Annotated in this window: 13 protein-coding genes; 8 read left to right on the top strand and 5 right to left on the bottom strand. The window is 37.3% G+C overall.

Features of this window, described 5'->3' with window-relative positions; genetic code table 11:
* Window positions 1-19 precede the first annotated feature (19 nt).
* The gene (locus P9B04_RS05070) at window positions 20-2,101 is read left to right on the top strand and encodes an acylase (RefSeq protein WP_342053915.1); all 2,082 of its coding nucleotides are present in this window, start codon (window positions 20-22) and stop codon (window positions 2,099-2,101) included.
* 632 nt (window positions 2,102-2,733) lie between these two features.
* On the opposite strand, the gene P9B04_RS05065 is transcribed toward P9B04_RS05070, so the two are convergent.
* On the bottom strand, window positions 2,734-3,918 hold the full coding sequence (locus P9B04_RS05065; protein WP_342053914.1) for a M23 family metallopeptidase: 1,185 nt from the start codon (window positions 3,916-3,918) through the stop codon (window positions 2,734-2,736).
* A gap of 433 nt (window positions 3,919-4,351) precedes the next feature.
* On the opposite strand from P9B04_RS05065, the gene P9B04_RS05060 reads away from it, so the two are divergent.
* Window positions 4,352-5,143, top strand: a complete 792-nt coding sequence (locus tag P9B04_RS05060) for a succinylglutamate desuccinylase/aspartoacylase domain-containing protein (RefSeq protein WP_342053913.1) — start codon at window positions 4,352-4,354, stop codon at window positions 5,141-5,143.
* Between the two features lie 105 nt (window positions 5,144-5,248).
* On the opposite strand, the gene P9B04_RS05055 is transcribed toward P9B04_RS05060, so the two are convergent.
* On the bottom strand, window positions 5,249-6,286 hold the full coding sequence (locus tag P9B04_RS05055) for a CobW family GTP-binding protein (protein ID WP_342053912.1): 1,038 nt from the start codon (window positions 6,284-6,286) through the stop codon (window positions 5,249-5,251).
* A 554-nt stretch (window positions 6,287-6,840) separates the two neighbouring features.
* Between P9B04_RS05055 and folE the strand changes: the two genes are divergently transcribed.
* A complete protein-coding gene (gene folE, locus P9B04_RS05050) occupies window positions 6,841-7,497 on the top strand; it encodes a GTP cyclohydrolase I FolE (RefSeq protein WP_342053911.1) in 657 nt (218 codons plus the stop codon).
* A gap of 72 nt (window positions 7,498-7,569) precedes the next feature.
* Here the strand turns inward: folE and P9B04_RS05045 are convergent, their stop codons facing one another.
* Complete coding sequence (locus P9B04_RS05045; RefSeq protein ID WP_342053910.1) at window positions 7,570-8,331, bottom strand: carbonic anhydrase; 762 nt, start codon at window positions 8,329-8,331, stop codon at window positions 7,570-7,572.
* A 428-nt stretch (window positions 8,332-8,759) separates the two neighbouring features.
* Between P9B04_RS05045 and def the strand changes: the two genes are divergently transcribed.
* Genes def through nblB form a run of 4 tightly spaced genes read left to right on the top strand, consistent with a single transcriptional unit; the run spans window position 8,760 to window position 10,517 of the window.
* Complete coding sequence (def, locus tag P9B04_RS05040) at window positions 8,760-9,326, top strand: peptide deformylase (RefSeq protein WP_342053909.1); 567 nt, start codon at window positions 8,760-8,762, stop codon at window positions 9,324-9,326.
* Window positions 9,327-9,369: 43 nt separating this feature from the next.
* Complete coding sequence (locus tag P9B04_RS05035; protein ID WP_342053908.1) at window positions 9,370-9,567, top strand: hypothetical protein; 198 nt, start codon at window positions 9,370-9,372, stop codon at window positions 9,565-9,567.
* Between the two features lie 51 nt (window positions 9,568-9,618).
* Window positions 9,619-9,831, top strand: a complete 213-nt coding sequence (locus tag P9B04_RS05030) for a hypothetical protein (RefSeq protein ID WP_342053907.1) — start codon at window positions 9,619-9,621, stop codon at window positions 9,829-9,831.
* Window positions 9,832-9,857: 26 nt separating this feature from the next.
* A complete protein-coding gene (nblB, locus tag P9B04_RS05025; RefSeq protein WP_342053906.1) occupies window positions 9,858-10,517 on the top strand; it encodes a phycobilisome degradation protein NblB in 660 nt (219 codons plus the stop codon).
* Window positions 10,518-10,546: 29 nt separating this feature from the next.
* Here the strand turns inward: nblB and P9B04_RS05020 are convergent, their stop codons facing one another.
* Entirely contained in the window at window positions 10,547-11,488 is a 942-nt protein-coding gene (locus P9B04_RS05020; protein WP_342053905.1) for a serine hydrolase, read from the bottom strand.
* A 309-nt stretch (window positions 11,489-11,797) separates the two neighbouring features.
* Here P9B04_RS05020 and mddA point away from each other — a divergent pair, with 309 nt between their 5' ends.
* Window positions 11,798-12,580 carry a methanethiol S-methyltransferase gene (gene mddA / locus P9B04_RS05015; RefSeq protein WP_342053904.1) on the top strand — a complete coding sequence of 261 codons (783 nt, stop codon included), beginning with the start codon at window positions 11,798-11,800 and terminating at the stop codon, window positions 12,578-12,580.
* Here mddA and P9B04_RS05010 read toward each other — a convergent pair.
* The coding region (locus P9B04_RS05010; protein WP_342053903.1) for a hypothetical protein at window positions 12,581-12,965 on the bottom strand (385 nt) is incomplete at its 5' end.

The raw sequence follows: 12,965 nt of genomic DNA, 5'->3' as shown, positions 1-12,965 counted from the left end.
AAGTTACAAGTGTGGAAAAATGAAGAAATTTATTGCTATTTTACTAACAACAATTTTAGGAATATCATTAATTTTTACTATTCCTGGTTTAAGTAGAAATACTACGGAAATACTTTGGGATACCTGGGGAATTCCTCATATTTACGCTCAGGATAATACAAAGTTATTCAAAGCATTTGGCTGGTCGCAAACGAAAAGTCACGGTAACTTATTACTAAAATTATACGCAGAAGCGAGAGGAAAAGCTGCAGAATATTGGGGAATTAATTATTTAGAATCCGATCAATATATTAGAACAATGGGGATTCCTAAACGAGCTAAAAAATGGTATGCAGAACAAACTCCCGAAATGCAAGAGTATTTAGATAGTTTTGCTCAGGGTATTAATGATTATGTTCAACAACATCCCGATGAAATAGCAGAAGATTTAAAGATAGTTTTACCCATTACAGGAACAGATATTTTAGCCCATTTTCAACGAGTTATTTATTTTCATTTTTTAACCAATCCCAACAATATTAGAGCTTTAAAAAATTTACCCACAGAAGCTGGATCAAACGCATGGGCTATCGCAGGTAAAAAAACAGTCAATAATCACTCAATTTTATTAGCTAACCCCCATTTACCTTGGAAAGATTTTTATCTTTGGTACGAAGCACAATTAACTGCACCTGGAATAAATGTATATGGAGCAACCCTAGTCGGTATGCCTGTTTTAGCTGTTGCTTTTAATGATGACTTGGGGTGGACTGTTACTGTTAACCCCATAGATGGAGCAGACATTTATCAACTAAAATTAGAAGGAGAAAATTATTTATTCGATGAAGAATCAAAGCCTTTAAAGCAAGAAATGGAAAATATAAAAGTCCGTCAAAAAAATGGCAATTTTACCGAACTGCAAATAGGAGTAAAACAATCAACCCAAGGGGTAATTATAGAACAAAAAAGAGATATTGGTTATGCCTTAAAAGTAGCAGGATTAGAGCGTTCTCAGGGCTTACAACAACTTTGGCAAATGGGAAAAGCAAAAAACTTAGGAGAATTTGAAACGATTTTAAAACAATTACAACTCCCCTTATTCAACGTAATCTATAGTGATAAACAAGATAATATTATGTATGTTTTCAACGGCTTAATTCCCGTTCGTTCTCAAGGTAACTGGGAAAATTGGGGCGGTATTATTGCAGGAGATACATCAGAAACCCTCTGGAAAGATTATCACCAATACGAAGAATTACCCCGTATTATTAATCCAGAAAGCGGTTGGTTACAAAATACCAACGATCCCCCTTGGACTAGCACCAACCCCCCCAGTTTAAAAGCAGAAGATTTTCCCCCTTATTTTGCTCCCCAATATCTAGGACAAGTAACAGATATTCTGCGATCGCAACGTTCCATTCAGTTACTGACAGACTCAGATAAACTGACATTAGAAGACGTAATCAACAAAAAATTCTCATCTAAACTATTGATCACCGATCGCCTCTTAGATATCCTTATTTCTACCACCAAAGCATTAGCTAACCCCATCGGAATAGAAGCAGCCGAAGTCCTCGAAAAATGGGATCGTCAAACCAACCCCGATAGTCGAGGTGCAGTATTATTCGTTTTATGGAGTACTACCCTAGAATCAAAAGGACTGTTTTCTAAACCCTGGAACCCCCAAACCCCCCTAGAAACCCCCACCGGGTTAGCAGACATTAACACCGCAGTAGCTGTCTTAGAAGGGATCGCAGCACAGGTTAAGCTTTTGTACGGTTCTTTGGATGTTGCTTGGGGAGACGTGGTGAGAATGCGCGTCGGAGAGCAAGATATACCAGCTAGAGGTGGTCCAGGAAAATTAGGGAGTTTTCAGGTATTGGGGATACAAGCAACCCCAGACAAGAAATTTCAAGTCATCTCTGGAGATAGCTTTATGATGGCCGTGGAATTTTCTGACCCCATAAAAGCACAAGGATTGACTGTATATGGTAACGCAACTCAATCAAACTCATCCCACAGAGGGGATCAGTTATCCCTGTATGGAGAAGGAAAAATGCGTCCTATTTGGCGCGATCGTTCTCTGGTTGAGGAACACCTCGAATTAAAAGAAACGTTTTAGCTGATAATTCATAACTGTTTACTGAAAGCGTTCAGGATTGGTTTAATCTCACTCACAGCATAAGATAGAGATTGATATGTTTCAACTGATGGCTGATAGCTGAACGCTTACAAACTAGCCAGTTTTATCGAAGGTGCAAGATGTGAGTAACTTTTACTCACTGAGTTAAACAGTTGCTATTCTATAATTGCGGTACAGGGATAAGTTCTCTGCTTGACTGCTTGAATTCTTTATCTACCATACTTTTTAGGCTATGAATAACGATTCTTTACAACATTTTGCGACTACCGTACAGAAATCCGTTTCCAAAGCAACTATCATCGAACCGAGATCAGAAGTTGTCAACGCTTCTGTGGAATATTGTGTAAGCAGTGGATATGTTTTGATTTCAGACCCCTCATCCAAGCGGTCATTTGTTACTCATATCAGCAACGTAGTTCTGGAGCTTGCCGAGAATTCATGATTTCATATCCTCTCTACACAAAACTGTCCCGACAAATATATGCTTAATGAGTGCTTTTAACAAGTCTATAGCTATTAGTCTAAACTCCAGAGTCTATTTGAAAAAAAAATCAGAGATGCTTCTCTGATTTAAGCGACAATATAGCTGAAATCCCTAAAGAGATAGCGATTTAGCGATTCTTAGGTAAGAAGGCCATGGGATCTTGTGGTCCTTTGCCTTTAGGACGAATTTCGTAGTGAAGGTGGGGACCAGTGCTTCTACCTGTGTTACCCATTTCGGCAATTTTTTGACCTTGTTCTACTTTCTGACCACGACGTACTAAATGACGGCTATTGTGACCGTATAAGGTTACACTGCCATCAGGGTGACGAACTTTAAGATATTTACCATAACCTCCAGAATCCCAACCTACTGTGATAACTTCTCCTGGAGCCGAAGACACAATGGGAGTTCCCACAGGTGCTGCAATATCAATACCCCTGTGCATTCTGCCCCAACGTGGACCATACCCAGAGGTGATAACCCCTTTTGTGGGCCAAATATGTCCAGTAAATCTCATGGGAGCATCGGGAAGATAATCATCGGGGTTGGAGATTCCTGGAAGTTTTGGACCCACAGTCGTTCCAATAGGAATTTCAAAGGGGTTCTTGTACATAGAAGGGTTACTGGGAGTCACACCGACTGTTTCTAAATTAGTTGTCAGTGTCTCTTTTTCTTCTGTCCGCTTGAGGGGTTGACTGACATCAGCAACAATTTTTTCCTTTCTGACATTGTTTACTTGTTCTGTTTTCAATTCTGCTAAGCTATGTTGCAGACGGGTACGGGTTTGTTTGAGGTGATCAAAGGAGGTGTTGACAGTTTTGGTGCCAACACTTTTCTGTTCGTTGACAGTCTCTAGAGAGCTTTTTGGGATGATTTTTTGAGATGAATCCTTATCAGAAGGAATTTTGATGGTTTTTCCTGACTCTAGCTTAGCTGTAATCCCTAGATTATTAATCGTCGCGATGGCTTCTGGTTTAACTTGATATTTGTAAGCAAGTCTGGCAATAGTATCTCCTTCTTGTACTTTATACTTCAGGGCTAAAGGAGAGAGTTTACTCTCCTCCCTGTGCAACTCCGAAAAATTAGGAAGATTGGTAATAGCTACATTGGCATTGGCCGTCACAGAATTAGTTGCGATCGCCGGTTTATTTTGGCTCAACAAAATACCGCTTGCACCCATAGAAACAGCTAGGCAGATCATGGCTACTGGACGACGAATCCAACTTTTTTCACTTGAGGCTAATTTATTTTCAGAGTCTTCTAAAGAATATATTGCTTCTAGTTTGATATTATCTGCAAAACTAGAAGACATTAATATTAGTTGATTAAATTTATCTTTCAAGGATAATCTCCTACTTTGTGAATGAGGGATTTAGAGTATTGTAATCTACTCAGCAATTTTTTAATACTTGCTGCAAGACTAGCCCTGAATGACGCTACCAATTCTGAAAAGGTTTCATTAGTGATCTTTTACTTGGCTTGCAGTGCTGATTGGAACGCTTTTTCAGCTTATAACTACTCTTTTACTTTTGCTCGTTTTTTATGTCGGAATGATAGGAATTTCTTATTAAAAAAATTATTAATATCAAACCAGGTAGTGAAAAATTCTTTAGTAGTTTATTCGTATTAGCAAAGAGGTTGGAATACTTAACTTGAAATAGTTCAATAAAAAACCTAATAACAGTAAATTAAAGGATAGTGCTAAAATTAGGATTTAATCAATATTTCTTTCATCAAAACCAATAATGAGCAGTAAATTTTCCTCCATAAAGTCTAAGAAGTTTGGGGATAACCATAACCCCTCTCCCCTAGTCCCTAAATTATTAAACGTTTGCTGTACACATGGAAATGAAAGAGTTGGATGCTTTATACATGACAACTATTCAACAGGTAAAAATGACAATTTTGAATGGGAATCTATTATCGCTAATCCTGAAGCGATGTATCTCAATAAAAGATATATTCAGCAAGATTTGAATCGAGTGTTCCTTGGCAAAGCTGATGGTAATTATGAGGAGAGGCTGGCTTATCAAATAAGTCAAATACTACCCAATTATGATCTAGTTCTTGACTGGCATCAATCCATAACTGATATAAGTGATACTATTTTTGTGAAAAAACTAACACCTAACTTAAAACAGGTTTGTCAATATTTTGATATTGCCCATATCGTGGAACTAGATAACGGACAAGGAGGCTATCAGGGTACTTTGATTTCTCAAGTAGAAAATGGAATTGCTTTAGAATATGGCAATTTACATGATCATCAAGATGCTTGTCGCAGAGTTCAAAGAAGTCTTTCTGGTGTATTAAATAAAAGAAGATTCCGAAAAGTTCAAAATGTTTATCGTATGTTGGATCAATCTATAAGCCTTGAATTCAGCAAGATACTAAAATTAAAAGACTTTCAAGGATTAAGTAGAGATGCAATGGAAATCTTAGGCATTTATGATTTAAACATTTATCCTGTATTTGTTGGTGGGTATAAAGAGGAAGGAATTTATTGTAAGTTGGTACAAAAAATTGGTAGAGTTTAAATTAGAAAAGTGTCAGCAGTATGAGCCTCAATAAGAGAATCGTTCTGGAAATATTATATTTCACTTTTCTTAAATTAACAGTGACCAAAATAGCTAAACAGTTATTTAAAAGACATTGAGTAAACTAAATTGATGGGGAACATCTGGCTTTACTAAGCATTCGTTAAGCTGTTGTTTAATTAATGACTCATCTAAATCACGCCCTATCAATACAAGTTCGTTTTTTGGATGGGTTGTCCAATCATTACCTTGGAGATCGTAGCGAGGTCCGCTCAGTTGAAAAATATGTCGAGCAGGACTTTCTTGAAACCATAGTATACCCTTAGCACGAAATACATGGCTGGGTAATTGTTGGGATAAAAAATGTTCAAATTTTTCAAGTTCAAAAGGGCAATCGCTTTTAAAGGAGACAAAATTAAAACCATCACTCTCTAAATGATTGTTAAAAGCAGATTTGTTGCGCCTAAACTCGGGAATATCAGCTTGATAGGTATCTGTTTGAGTTAAACCAATATCTAAAATTAAAGGTAAAGGAACTCTACTGTATTCACTTTCTAAAATTCTAAATCCTGGTTTAATGTCTTTAATAAATGCTTTTAATTCCTTAATTTTATCTTCAGTTGCTAAGTCAATTTTATTTAAAATAATCATATCAGCATATCTAATTTGTTTTAAAGCAGCATCACTATCAAAATGTTTAGCATCAAAAGCAGCTGCATCAACCACTGTGACGATAGCATCAAGACGAGTTAAAAAATTCAATTCTGTACTAAGAAAAGTCATAATAATGGGCAATGGATCTGCCAACCCTGTTGTTTCAATGACCAAATAATCTATTTTTTCTTCTCTTTCTAAGACTTGATAGACAGTATCAACAAAACTATCATTAATGGTGCAACAAATACACCCGTTATCCAATTCTATCATATCTGATTCTACTGAAATTAGAAGTTGTTCATCAATATTAATATCACCAAACTCATTGACTAAAACTGCTATTTTTAGGTTATCTTTATTCTGTAAAATTTGATTGAGTAAAGTGGTTTTACCACTACCTAAGAAACCACTAATTATGGTGACTGGCATTCCACTTTTTGGTAAAGATGGCAGTGCGTCGGACAGGTTAAAGTTGAGAGGAGTCATAGTCTTGAGTTAATCTGTTTCAACATATTTCGATAATGATTATAAATTTACACCATTATGAGAATGATTATCATTCTCATATCCTTAAGATATGGGAGATGAATTTATGATCATTGCCATGATGGAAATGTGCCAAGAGGCAAACTTTGATCGGTTAGCAGATATATAGCAGTTTTCATTTGCATAGATTAAACAGTTTCTCGCTTTGAGGCAGGAGGCAGGAGGCAGGAGGCAGGAGGCAGAAGTTAGATTCTTAGATTCGCCACTCAATTGAAAATCGCTATAGTGGATGGGGAACCCCACTTGTTTATAGCTCATAGAAGTTCTTCCCCCCAACGATTAAAGCTTTAGATTCTTTTAAGCATAATAGTTTAAACAACCATAATTTTTCGACATAGAATGAGAATGATTATCATTATTGTTTTTTGTTTGGCAGAAAACAATATTTTCGATTTATAAGTCTTTATCGGTGGTCATTGAGATACCGATAAACTCCAACAAAAGCTAAATAACTCCTTAGCTACTTCTATTCCCGTTTCATTTAACTCAAACTTATGACCTTAGCTCACTCCGAACCGAATCAAGTTAACAAAATCGATTATAAATTACCATCATTAACGACGAAACAACACCCTCCCGTGTCTGAGGAGGAGATGCGCCAAGCGGTAAGAACTTTACTATTGGGATTAGGAGAAGATCCAGATCGCGAAGGTTTGAAAGATACACCGAAACGAGTAGTTAAAGCCCTTAAATTTCTGACTTCTGGCTATAATCAATCCTTAGAAGAATTGCTTAACGGAGCAGTGTTTCATGAAAATACTAATGAAATGGTCTTAGTTCGTGATATTGACCTATTTAGTTCCTGTGAACATCATATATTACCTATTCTAGGCCGGGTTCATGTGGCTTATATTCCCGATGGGAAAGTAATTGGACTTTCAAAAATTGCTCGTATTTGTGAAATGTACGGACGACGTTTGCAGTCACAGGAACGACTTACCGCACAGATTGCAGATGCACTACAAGAATTACTACAACCGAAAGGAGTCGCTGTGCTTGTAGAGGCAACTCATCTGTGTGTGGTAATGCGAGGAGTGCAAAAACCTGGTTCCTGGACTTCCACCAGTGCCCTTAGAGGGGAATTTGCCAATGATGCTAAAACCCGTCAGGAGTTTATGAGTTTGGTTCAACACAATCCCAGGTTGCGTTAATCAATTTGGGTGTGATCGTGAAAGAGTTTTCCACTCATTTTCGCTCATCAGCCAAAAAGTTTCTCAAAAATATCAACCGTGTGCGGTTGCAAAAGATTGCTCATTTTCTTCCGAAATGGTGCTTGCTGTAGTGGTTGCAGGAACTTTAAAGGAGACAGGTTCGGGAATATTACAGGTGGGATGAAAATTAAATTCCGGTTCAGTATTGATAATCGAACTTTGAGGGGCAATGAAATCATGGGACTCTCTATCGTATTCCATAACTTCTCCAGTTTCAATACGATAAATCCAACCGTGTAAGGTTAAATTTCTTTGATGCAAACGAGAACGAATAATAGGATAAGTTTGTAGATTTTCTAGTTGGGTTAACACATTCTCTGCAATCGTAATTTCTAAGAGTTCCTCCTCTTCCAAATCCCCATAATTATCCTGGACTAGTCTGCGGGTAGCTTCTGCGTGTTTTAACCAATCATAAACCAATGGCATTTTTTCTTGTAAACTATTCAATTTTAATAGTGCTTTCATTGCACCACAATGGGAATGACCACAAACAATTACTTGCTCAATATCTAATGCAGAAATAGCATATTCTATCGCTGCTCCTTCACCACCATTTGCAGCCCCAAATGGTGGAACGATATTCCCTACATTGCGAATAATAAACAGTTCCCCCACTTCTGCTTGTGTGATTAAATTAGGATCAACGCGCGAGTCAGAACAAGTAATAAAAAGAATTCGAGGGTGTTGCCCGTGGGATAATTGTTCAAACAGTTCACGGTGAGAACTAAAATAACCCGTTTGGAATTTTTGCAGTCCTTCAATTAATTTTTTCATGGGGAAGATTCCCTATCCTGACTTAAGTTTAGAATCTCATCTCTCGTTAATTATCTATTGATTTTGTGATTTTGTATACCGTTTTCTGTTTGCTTTCTGTAACTAAATGCTAATGTTTTATTACACAACTTTACTATCTGTAAATTTTCTATTGCTGGACAGAGAACTTATCTCCTACTAGGGCAGTTTGCGACTTTATAAACTACAACAAGTTAATTTTTCTTACTGATGAGAAAATATTGATAATATTGGCTATTGAGCTAAGGGAAATACCATGAATGACAGGCTAAATAATCTTTTTATGCCTTCTCATTGATTATACTAAACTTTACAGTACGAGTTTTTAGCATAAACTCCAGGATGGAGAGATTTTTGTTAATATATAGTTAACCAGTCAAATTATTGTTATTTATCGTCTCTAAATTCCCATGACGAGTTCAATTACAGTTGAAAAAGAAAAATTAGAAAATCCTCCTCTAGATATTCATTTCCTTGGCGATCGCGCGCTCCGTCAACCAGCCAAACGCATCGCCAAAGTAGACGACTCCATCCGTCTTTTAGCCAAAGAAATGCTCCAAACCATGTACAGTTCCTACGGTATTGGTTTAGCTGCGCCACAAGTGGCCATTAACAAACAACTAATTGTCATTGACTGCGAACCCGATAACCCGGCTAACTCTCCTCTAATTTTGATTAATCCCAAAATAACCGCCTCTTCCAAAGAATTGTGCATCTTAGAAGAAGGATGTCTTAGCATTCCTGGGGTTTACTTAGACGTAACACGACCTAAAGTGGTTGAAGTTTCTTTCAAAGACGAACAAGGGAAACCTCGGAAAATTAAAGCAACCGACTTATTAGCAAGAGTTATTCAACACGAAATGGATCATCTTAACGGGGTGATGTTTGTTGATCGCGTAGACAACGACCTAGCTTTAACACAAAAATTACAAGAAAAAGGATTTTCTAGAGGGGCCGTTAAACCTGTAAAATCATAGAAATCAATCTATTAATCTTTGCCAAAACTCAGGAGTAAAAATTGTGACCCCAAAAAGCGGTGTATTTTTGATGGGATGTTGTATTACAGCCATAGCAGCAGTAGGTTCTGTGTTTGAATTATCATCAGGAACCCCCGATCTAGGAACACTAAAAACAAGCGTTATTCTCGCTTTGAGTATCCCTTTAACCGTCCTGTTTTTTGTGGTAGCCGTAAAAGACACTCGCGCTAATATGAAGTAAACTAGAACATTATTGCTAAAGTATTGGTGATTGAGGAGAGAGGTCTTTAGTATGCGTCTATGGATCGGTACGGTTTTTGTCCTATTCGTATTAGTGCAGTTTTATCAGTGGCTGAAAGGGTTTATTTTACCCCTACCTATCTACGTTTTAGCAGGGTCTTTTTTAGCCATTGCTTCTAACTACGATAAGGGAATGGCAATGATTATTCCTTCTTCCCACAAACAACCTCTAACCGACTCGGACAATCAAACCGAAGAAAATTAATAAAAATTATTCTTAAAGTTACCGCTATGAGTATTACCCCTGCTGAAGTGCAACCCCTTTTAACCTCCGAAAACCTCGGCGATCGCCTCAAAGGTGTTAATCTATTGCGTCAACTCGATCCAGCGATCGCCTTCAAACTGATTCAACCGTTGGTGACTGATACTAACGAACGGGTTAGATATGCAGCCGTCAGTCAACTCGATCCCCTCGGAAGACAAGATCCAGAGTTGGCTTTAAGTTTGTTGCGGGATCGGATGCAAAATGACACAGAAATCGACGTTAAAGCGGCTGCTGCGGATGTGGTTGGGGGACTACAATTAACCCAAGCTTACGATGATCTCAAAGAACTTTATCATCAAACCTCAGACTGGTTATTACAGTTAAGCATCATTGCTACTTTAGGAGAATTGGGGGAACCCAAAGCTATTGAACTATTAGAAGATGCTTTAAAGTCTGATAATGGATTAGTGAGAATCTCTGCTATTAGTTCCTTAGGGGAATTAGGTAGTGTTGAAGCGGTTCCCTTACTGGTTAAACTAACCACAGATGAAGACTGGCAAGTTCGTCATCGATTGGTTCAAGCGTTGGGTAAACTAGGAGGAGAACAAGCTCAAGAAGCTTTGAAAACTTTAGCAGAAGATCCCACCGAACAAGTAGCTAAAGAAGCAAAAGAAAATATTGCTTAAAGCGTTTGGAAATGAAAACTGCTATGTGACTAGGTTATTCCAAGCTCCAACATTTTGATCACCAATTGTGAAATAAAGGGTAATATTTCTTTATTTCGACTATTGTTTTTACCTTCTGTAAATACAACCAGTAAAAAAGGAGGTAAGTTCGGTATTTCAACATAAGCTGCATCGTGACGCACTCGAGATGTCCAACCGGCTTTTGACCATAATTTTGCGTTGTTTGGTAAACTTTCCCCCAAAAATCCGACAATTTGATTTTCTTCTTGATTATCTTCAATCTTTTGGTTTAGACTTCTGTTTAATAAAGCCATCATTTGGTGCGATCGCTCAACAGAAACCGCCATTTCTGTAACAATTGTATGAAATAATCTCGCTACAGCATTGGTAGTTAAGTAGTTACGATGTTGGAAATTTTCCCCAACAAGTTGCTTTTCTCTCCCATAATAACCATCGCACCAAGTTTTTTGATTAACATTAATTTGGCGGAATTCTTGCCACTCAAACCCCTGAAAATAGTGGTTAATAACATTACGTTTATTTTTCCAGTTTTCCCACGCCTCAGCATCCAATTTTGGTCCACTGGTGGTATCTGTTAAGGTATCCATTACCAGACTAGTCGCATCGTTACTGGAGTCTCTAATCATATCAGCGATCGCACGATTGAGTTCTGTTGAAGGCTTAATTTTCTCCGTTTCTAACCATCGATGTACTGCCACTAAATAAAACAATTTAACCACACTCGCAGGATAAATTAACTCATCACCTCGATAAGAAAAACCCTTGATGGGATGTTGCCAAAACTCGGAAGGGAAGATTATTTCTTCTTTTTCGACAACAACAGACATATCATAGAGTAATAAGGTTAAAGCACATTGATGGGGAGATAAGTCGGGAAATTTTGCCCATGTTTCTCTTAATATTTGGCTAAGAAGGCTGTTTAATGTTTCATCTGGGGTAAAAAAAGTCATTTTTCTGATTGAGGTAAGTTATATTACGAGAAAGAACTCTGACTAATTATTAACGTTTTCTTACTTTTTAGTGTTAGTAATAATTATGCAAGATTGATCGGTATTATTATTAATTTAGCTTGTGATTTATCATTGCGGGTAATATACCTCATAATTATGGGAAATACTATAGCTTTTCTCGGACTCATGAGGTACGCCTAACTCCTGCCTCCTACCCCCTGCCTTCTGCCTCAAAGAGATAAACTCTGTACCTCACAAGTGTGAGAACTGCTATATATACCGATTAAAAATCCTAATCAGGACAAAATAATGACTAAATTAAACTTAGAAAATCAAGTGCCTTTGCACAACAAAAACAATCTTTTTCAAGGAATCATTTTCTTTGTCTATAGTATTGTTTGCTATCTGATTTCTTTGGCTACATTTTTATATGCGATCGGATTTTCTAGTAATTTTTTAGTTCCTAAATCTATGGATACTGGGGGAACTACATCTTTATTGCAAGCTCTAATCATCGATACTTTACTGCTTAGTGTATTTGCGGTTCAACATAGCGGGATGGCTCGTAAAGGGTTCAAAAAAGCTTGGACGAAAATTATTCCCCAAGCAATTGAAAGAAGCACTTATGTCCTTTTTTCAAGTTTGGCATTAGCTCTATTATTTTGGCAATGGCAACCATTAGGTTTAAAACTGTGGGATTTTTCGGGAACCATAGTTGAACCTATTTTATGGAGTTTATCGGGATTGGGTTGGTTAATGGTTTTTCTCAGCACTTTTATGATTAATCACTTTGAATTATTTGGCTTGCAACAAGGATTTTTTAATCTGATCAATAAAGAATCTGAGTTAATACAATTTCAAGTTGTCGGCTTTTATAAACAGGTACGTCACCCCATTTATTTAGGATTTATTATTGCTTTTTGGGCAACTCCTGTAATGACATTAACTCACCTCTTCTTTGCCAGTGGAATCTTAGGCTATATCTTAGTTGGCATTTTCTTAGAAGAGAAAGATTTAATCGATCTTTACGGTAATAAGTATGGAGAATACAAGCAAAAGGTTTCTATGTTGATTCCTAAATTGTCTAAATAATTACTTAGAGGAAGAATAATCGACACGATTAAAACCATTCCTCACCCTACCAAAAGAGCTAAGTGCAAACATCGCGTATGGTTGAGCAGAACCACGATATCCAGGAGAATCTGAAACCATCATCGCCATCCCAAGATTACTAGCCAAAGATGTCAATTTTCTGAGGGCGATCGCATCATCTCGAATGTCATGAGAGTTTAAAGCTTTATTGGCTGATTCTAATAGAGAAACATGATTTTCAATTCTTTTCTTAGCAGTATCCAAATCATTTTCATAAAGATCGTCAAGAGTCCAAAAAGCGACCTCACTTGTCCAAAGTGCCAGTGCGTGTTCGTATCTTCTCAAAAAGCCAGGGGTCACTCGCTGCGAAAACTTAGGCCAAACA

Origin of the sequence: Crocosphaera sp. Alani8, from assembly GCF_038442745.1 — a bacterium.
Taxonomy (GTDB): Bacteria; Cyanobacteriota; Cyanobacteriia; order Cyanobacteriales; family Microcystaceae; genus Crocosphaera.
Note: the sequence above shows the minus strand (reverse complement) of the source record. Positions and strands in the feature narration are given on the sequence as shown.

Coding starts and splice junctions, on each gene's coding strand:
- P9B04_RS05070 (WP_342053915.1), top strand. CDS start 20: ATGAAGAAATTTATTGCTATTTTACTAACAACAATTTTAGGAATATCA.
- P9B04_RS05065 (WP_342053914.1), bottom strand. CDS start 3,918: ATGTCTTCTAGTTTTGCAGATAATATCAAACTAGAAGCAATATATTCT.
- P9B04_RS05060 (WP_342053913.1), top strand. CDS start 4,352: ATGAGCAGTAAATTTTCCTCCATAAAGTCTAAGAAGTTTGGGGATAAC.
- P9B04_RS05055 (WP_342053912.1), bottom strand. CDS start 6,286: ATGACTCCTCTCAACTTTAACCTGTCCGACGCACTGCCATCTTTACCA.
- folE (WP_342053911.1), top strand. CDS start 6,841: ATGACCTTAGCTCACTCCGAACCGAATCAAGTTAACAAAATCGATTAT.
- P9B04_RS05045 (WP_342053910.1), bottom strand. CDS start 8,331: ATGAAAAAATTAATTGAAGGACTGCAAAAATTCCAAACGGGTTATTTT.
- def (WP_342053909.1), top strand. CDS start 8,760: ATGACGAGTTCAATTACAGTTGAAAAAGAAAAATTAGAAAATCCTCCT.
- P9B04_RS05030 (WP_342053907.1), top strand. CDS start 9,619: ATGCGTCTATGGATCGGTACGGTTTTTGTCCTATTCGTATTAGTGCAG.
- nblB (WP_342053906.1), top strand. CDS start 9,858: ATGAGTATTACCCCTGCTGAAGTGCAACCCCTTTTAACCTCCGAAAAC.
- P9B04_RS05020 (WP_342053905.1), bottom strand. CDS start 11,488: ATGACTTTTTTTACCCCAGATGAAACATTAAACAGCCTTCTTAGCCAA.
- mddA (WP_342053904.1), top strand. CDS start 11,798: ATGACTAAATTAAACTTAGAAAATCAAGTGCCTTTGCACAACAAAAAC.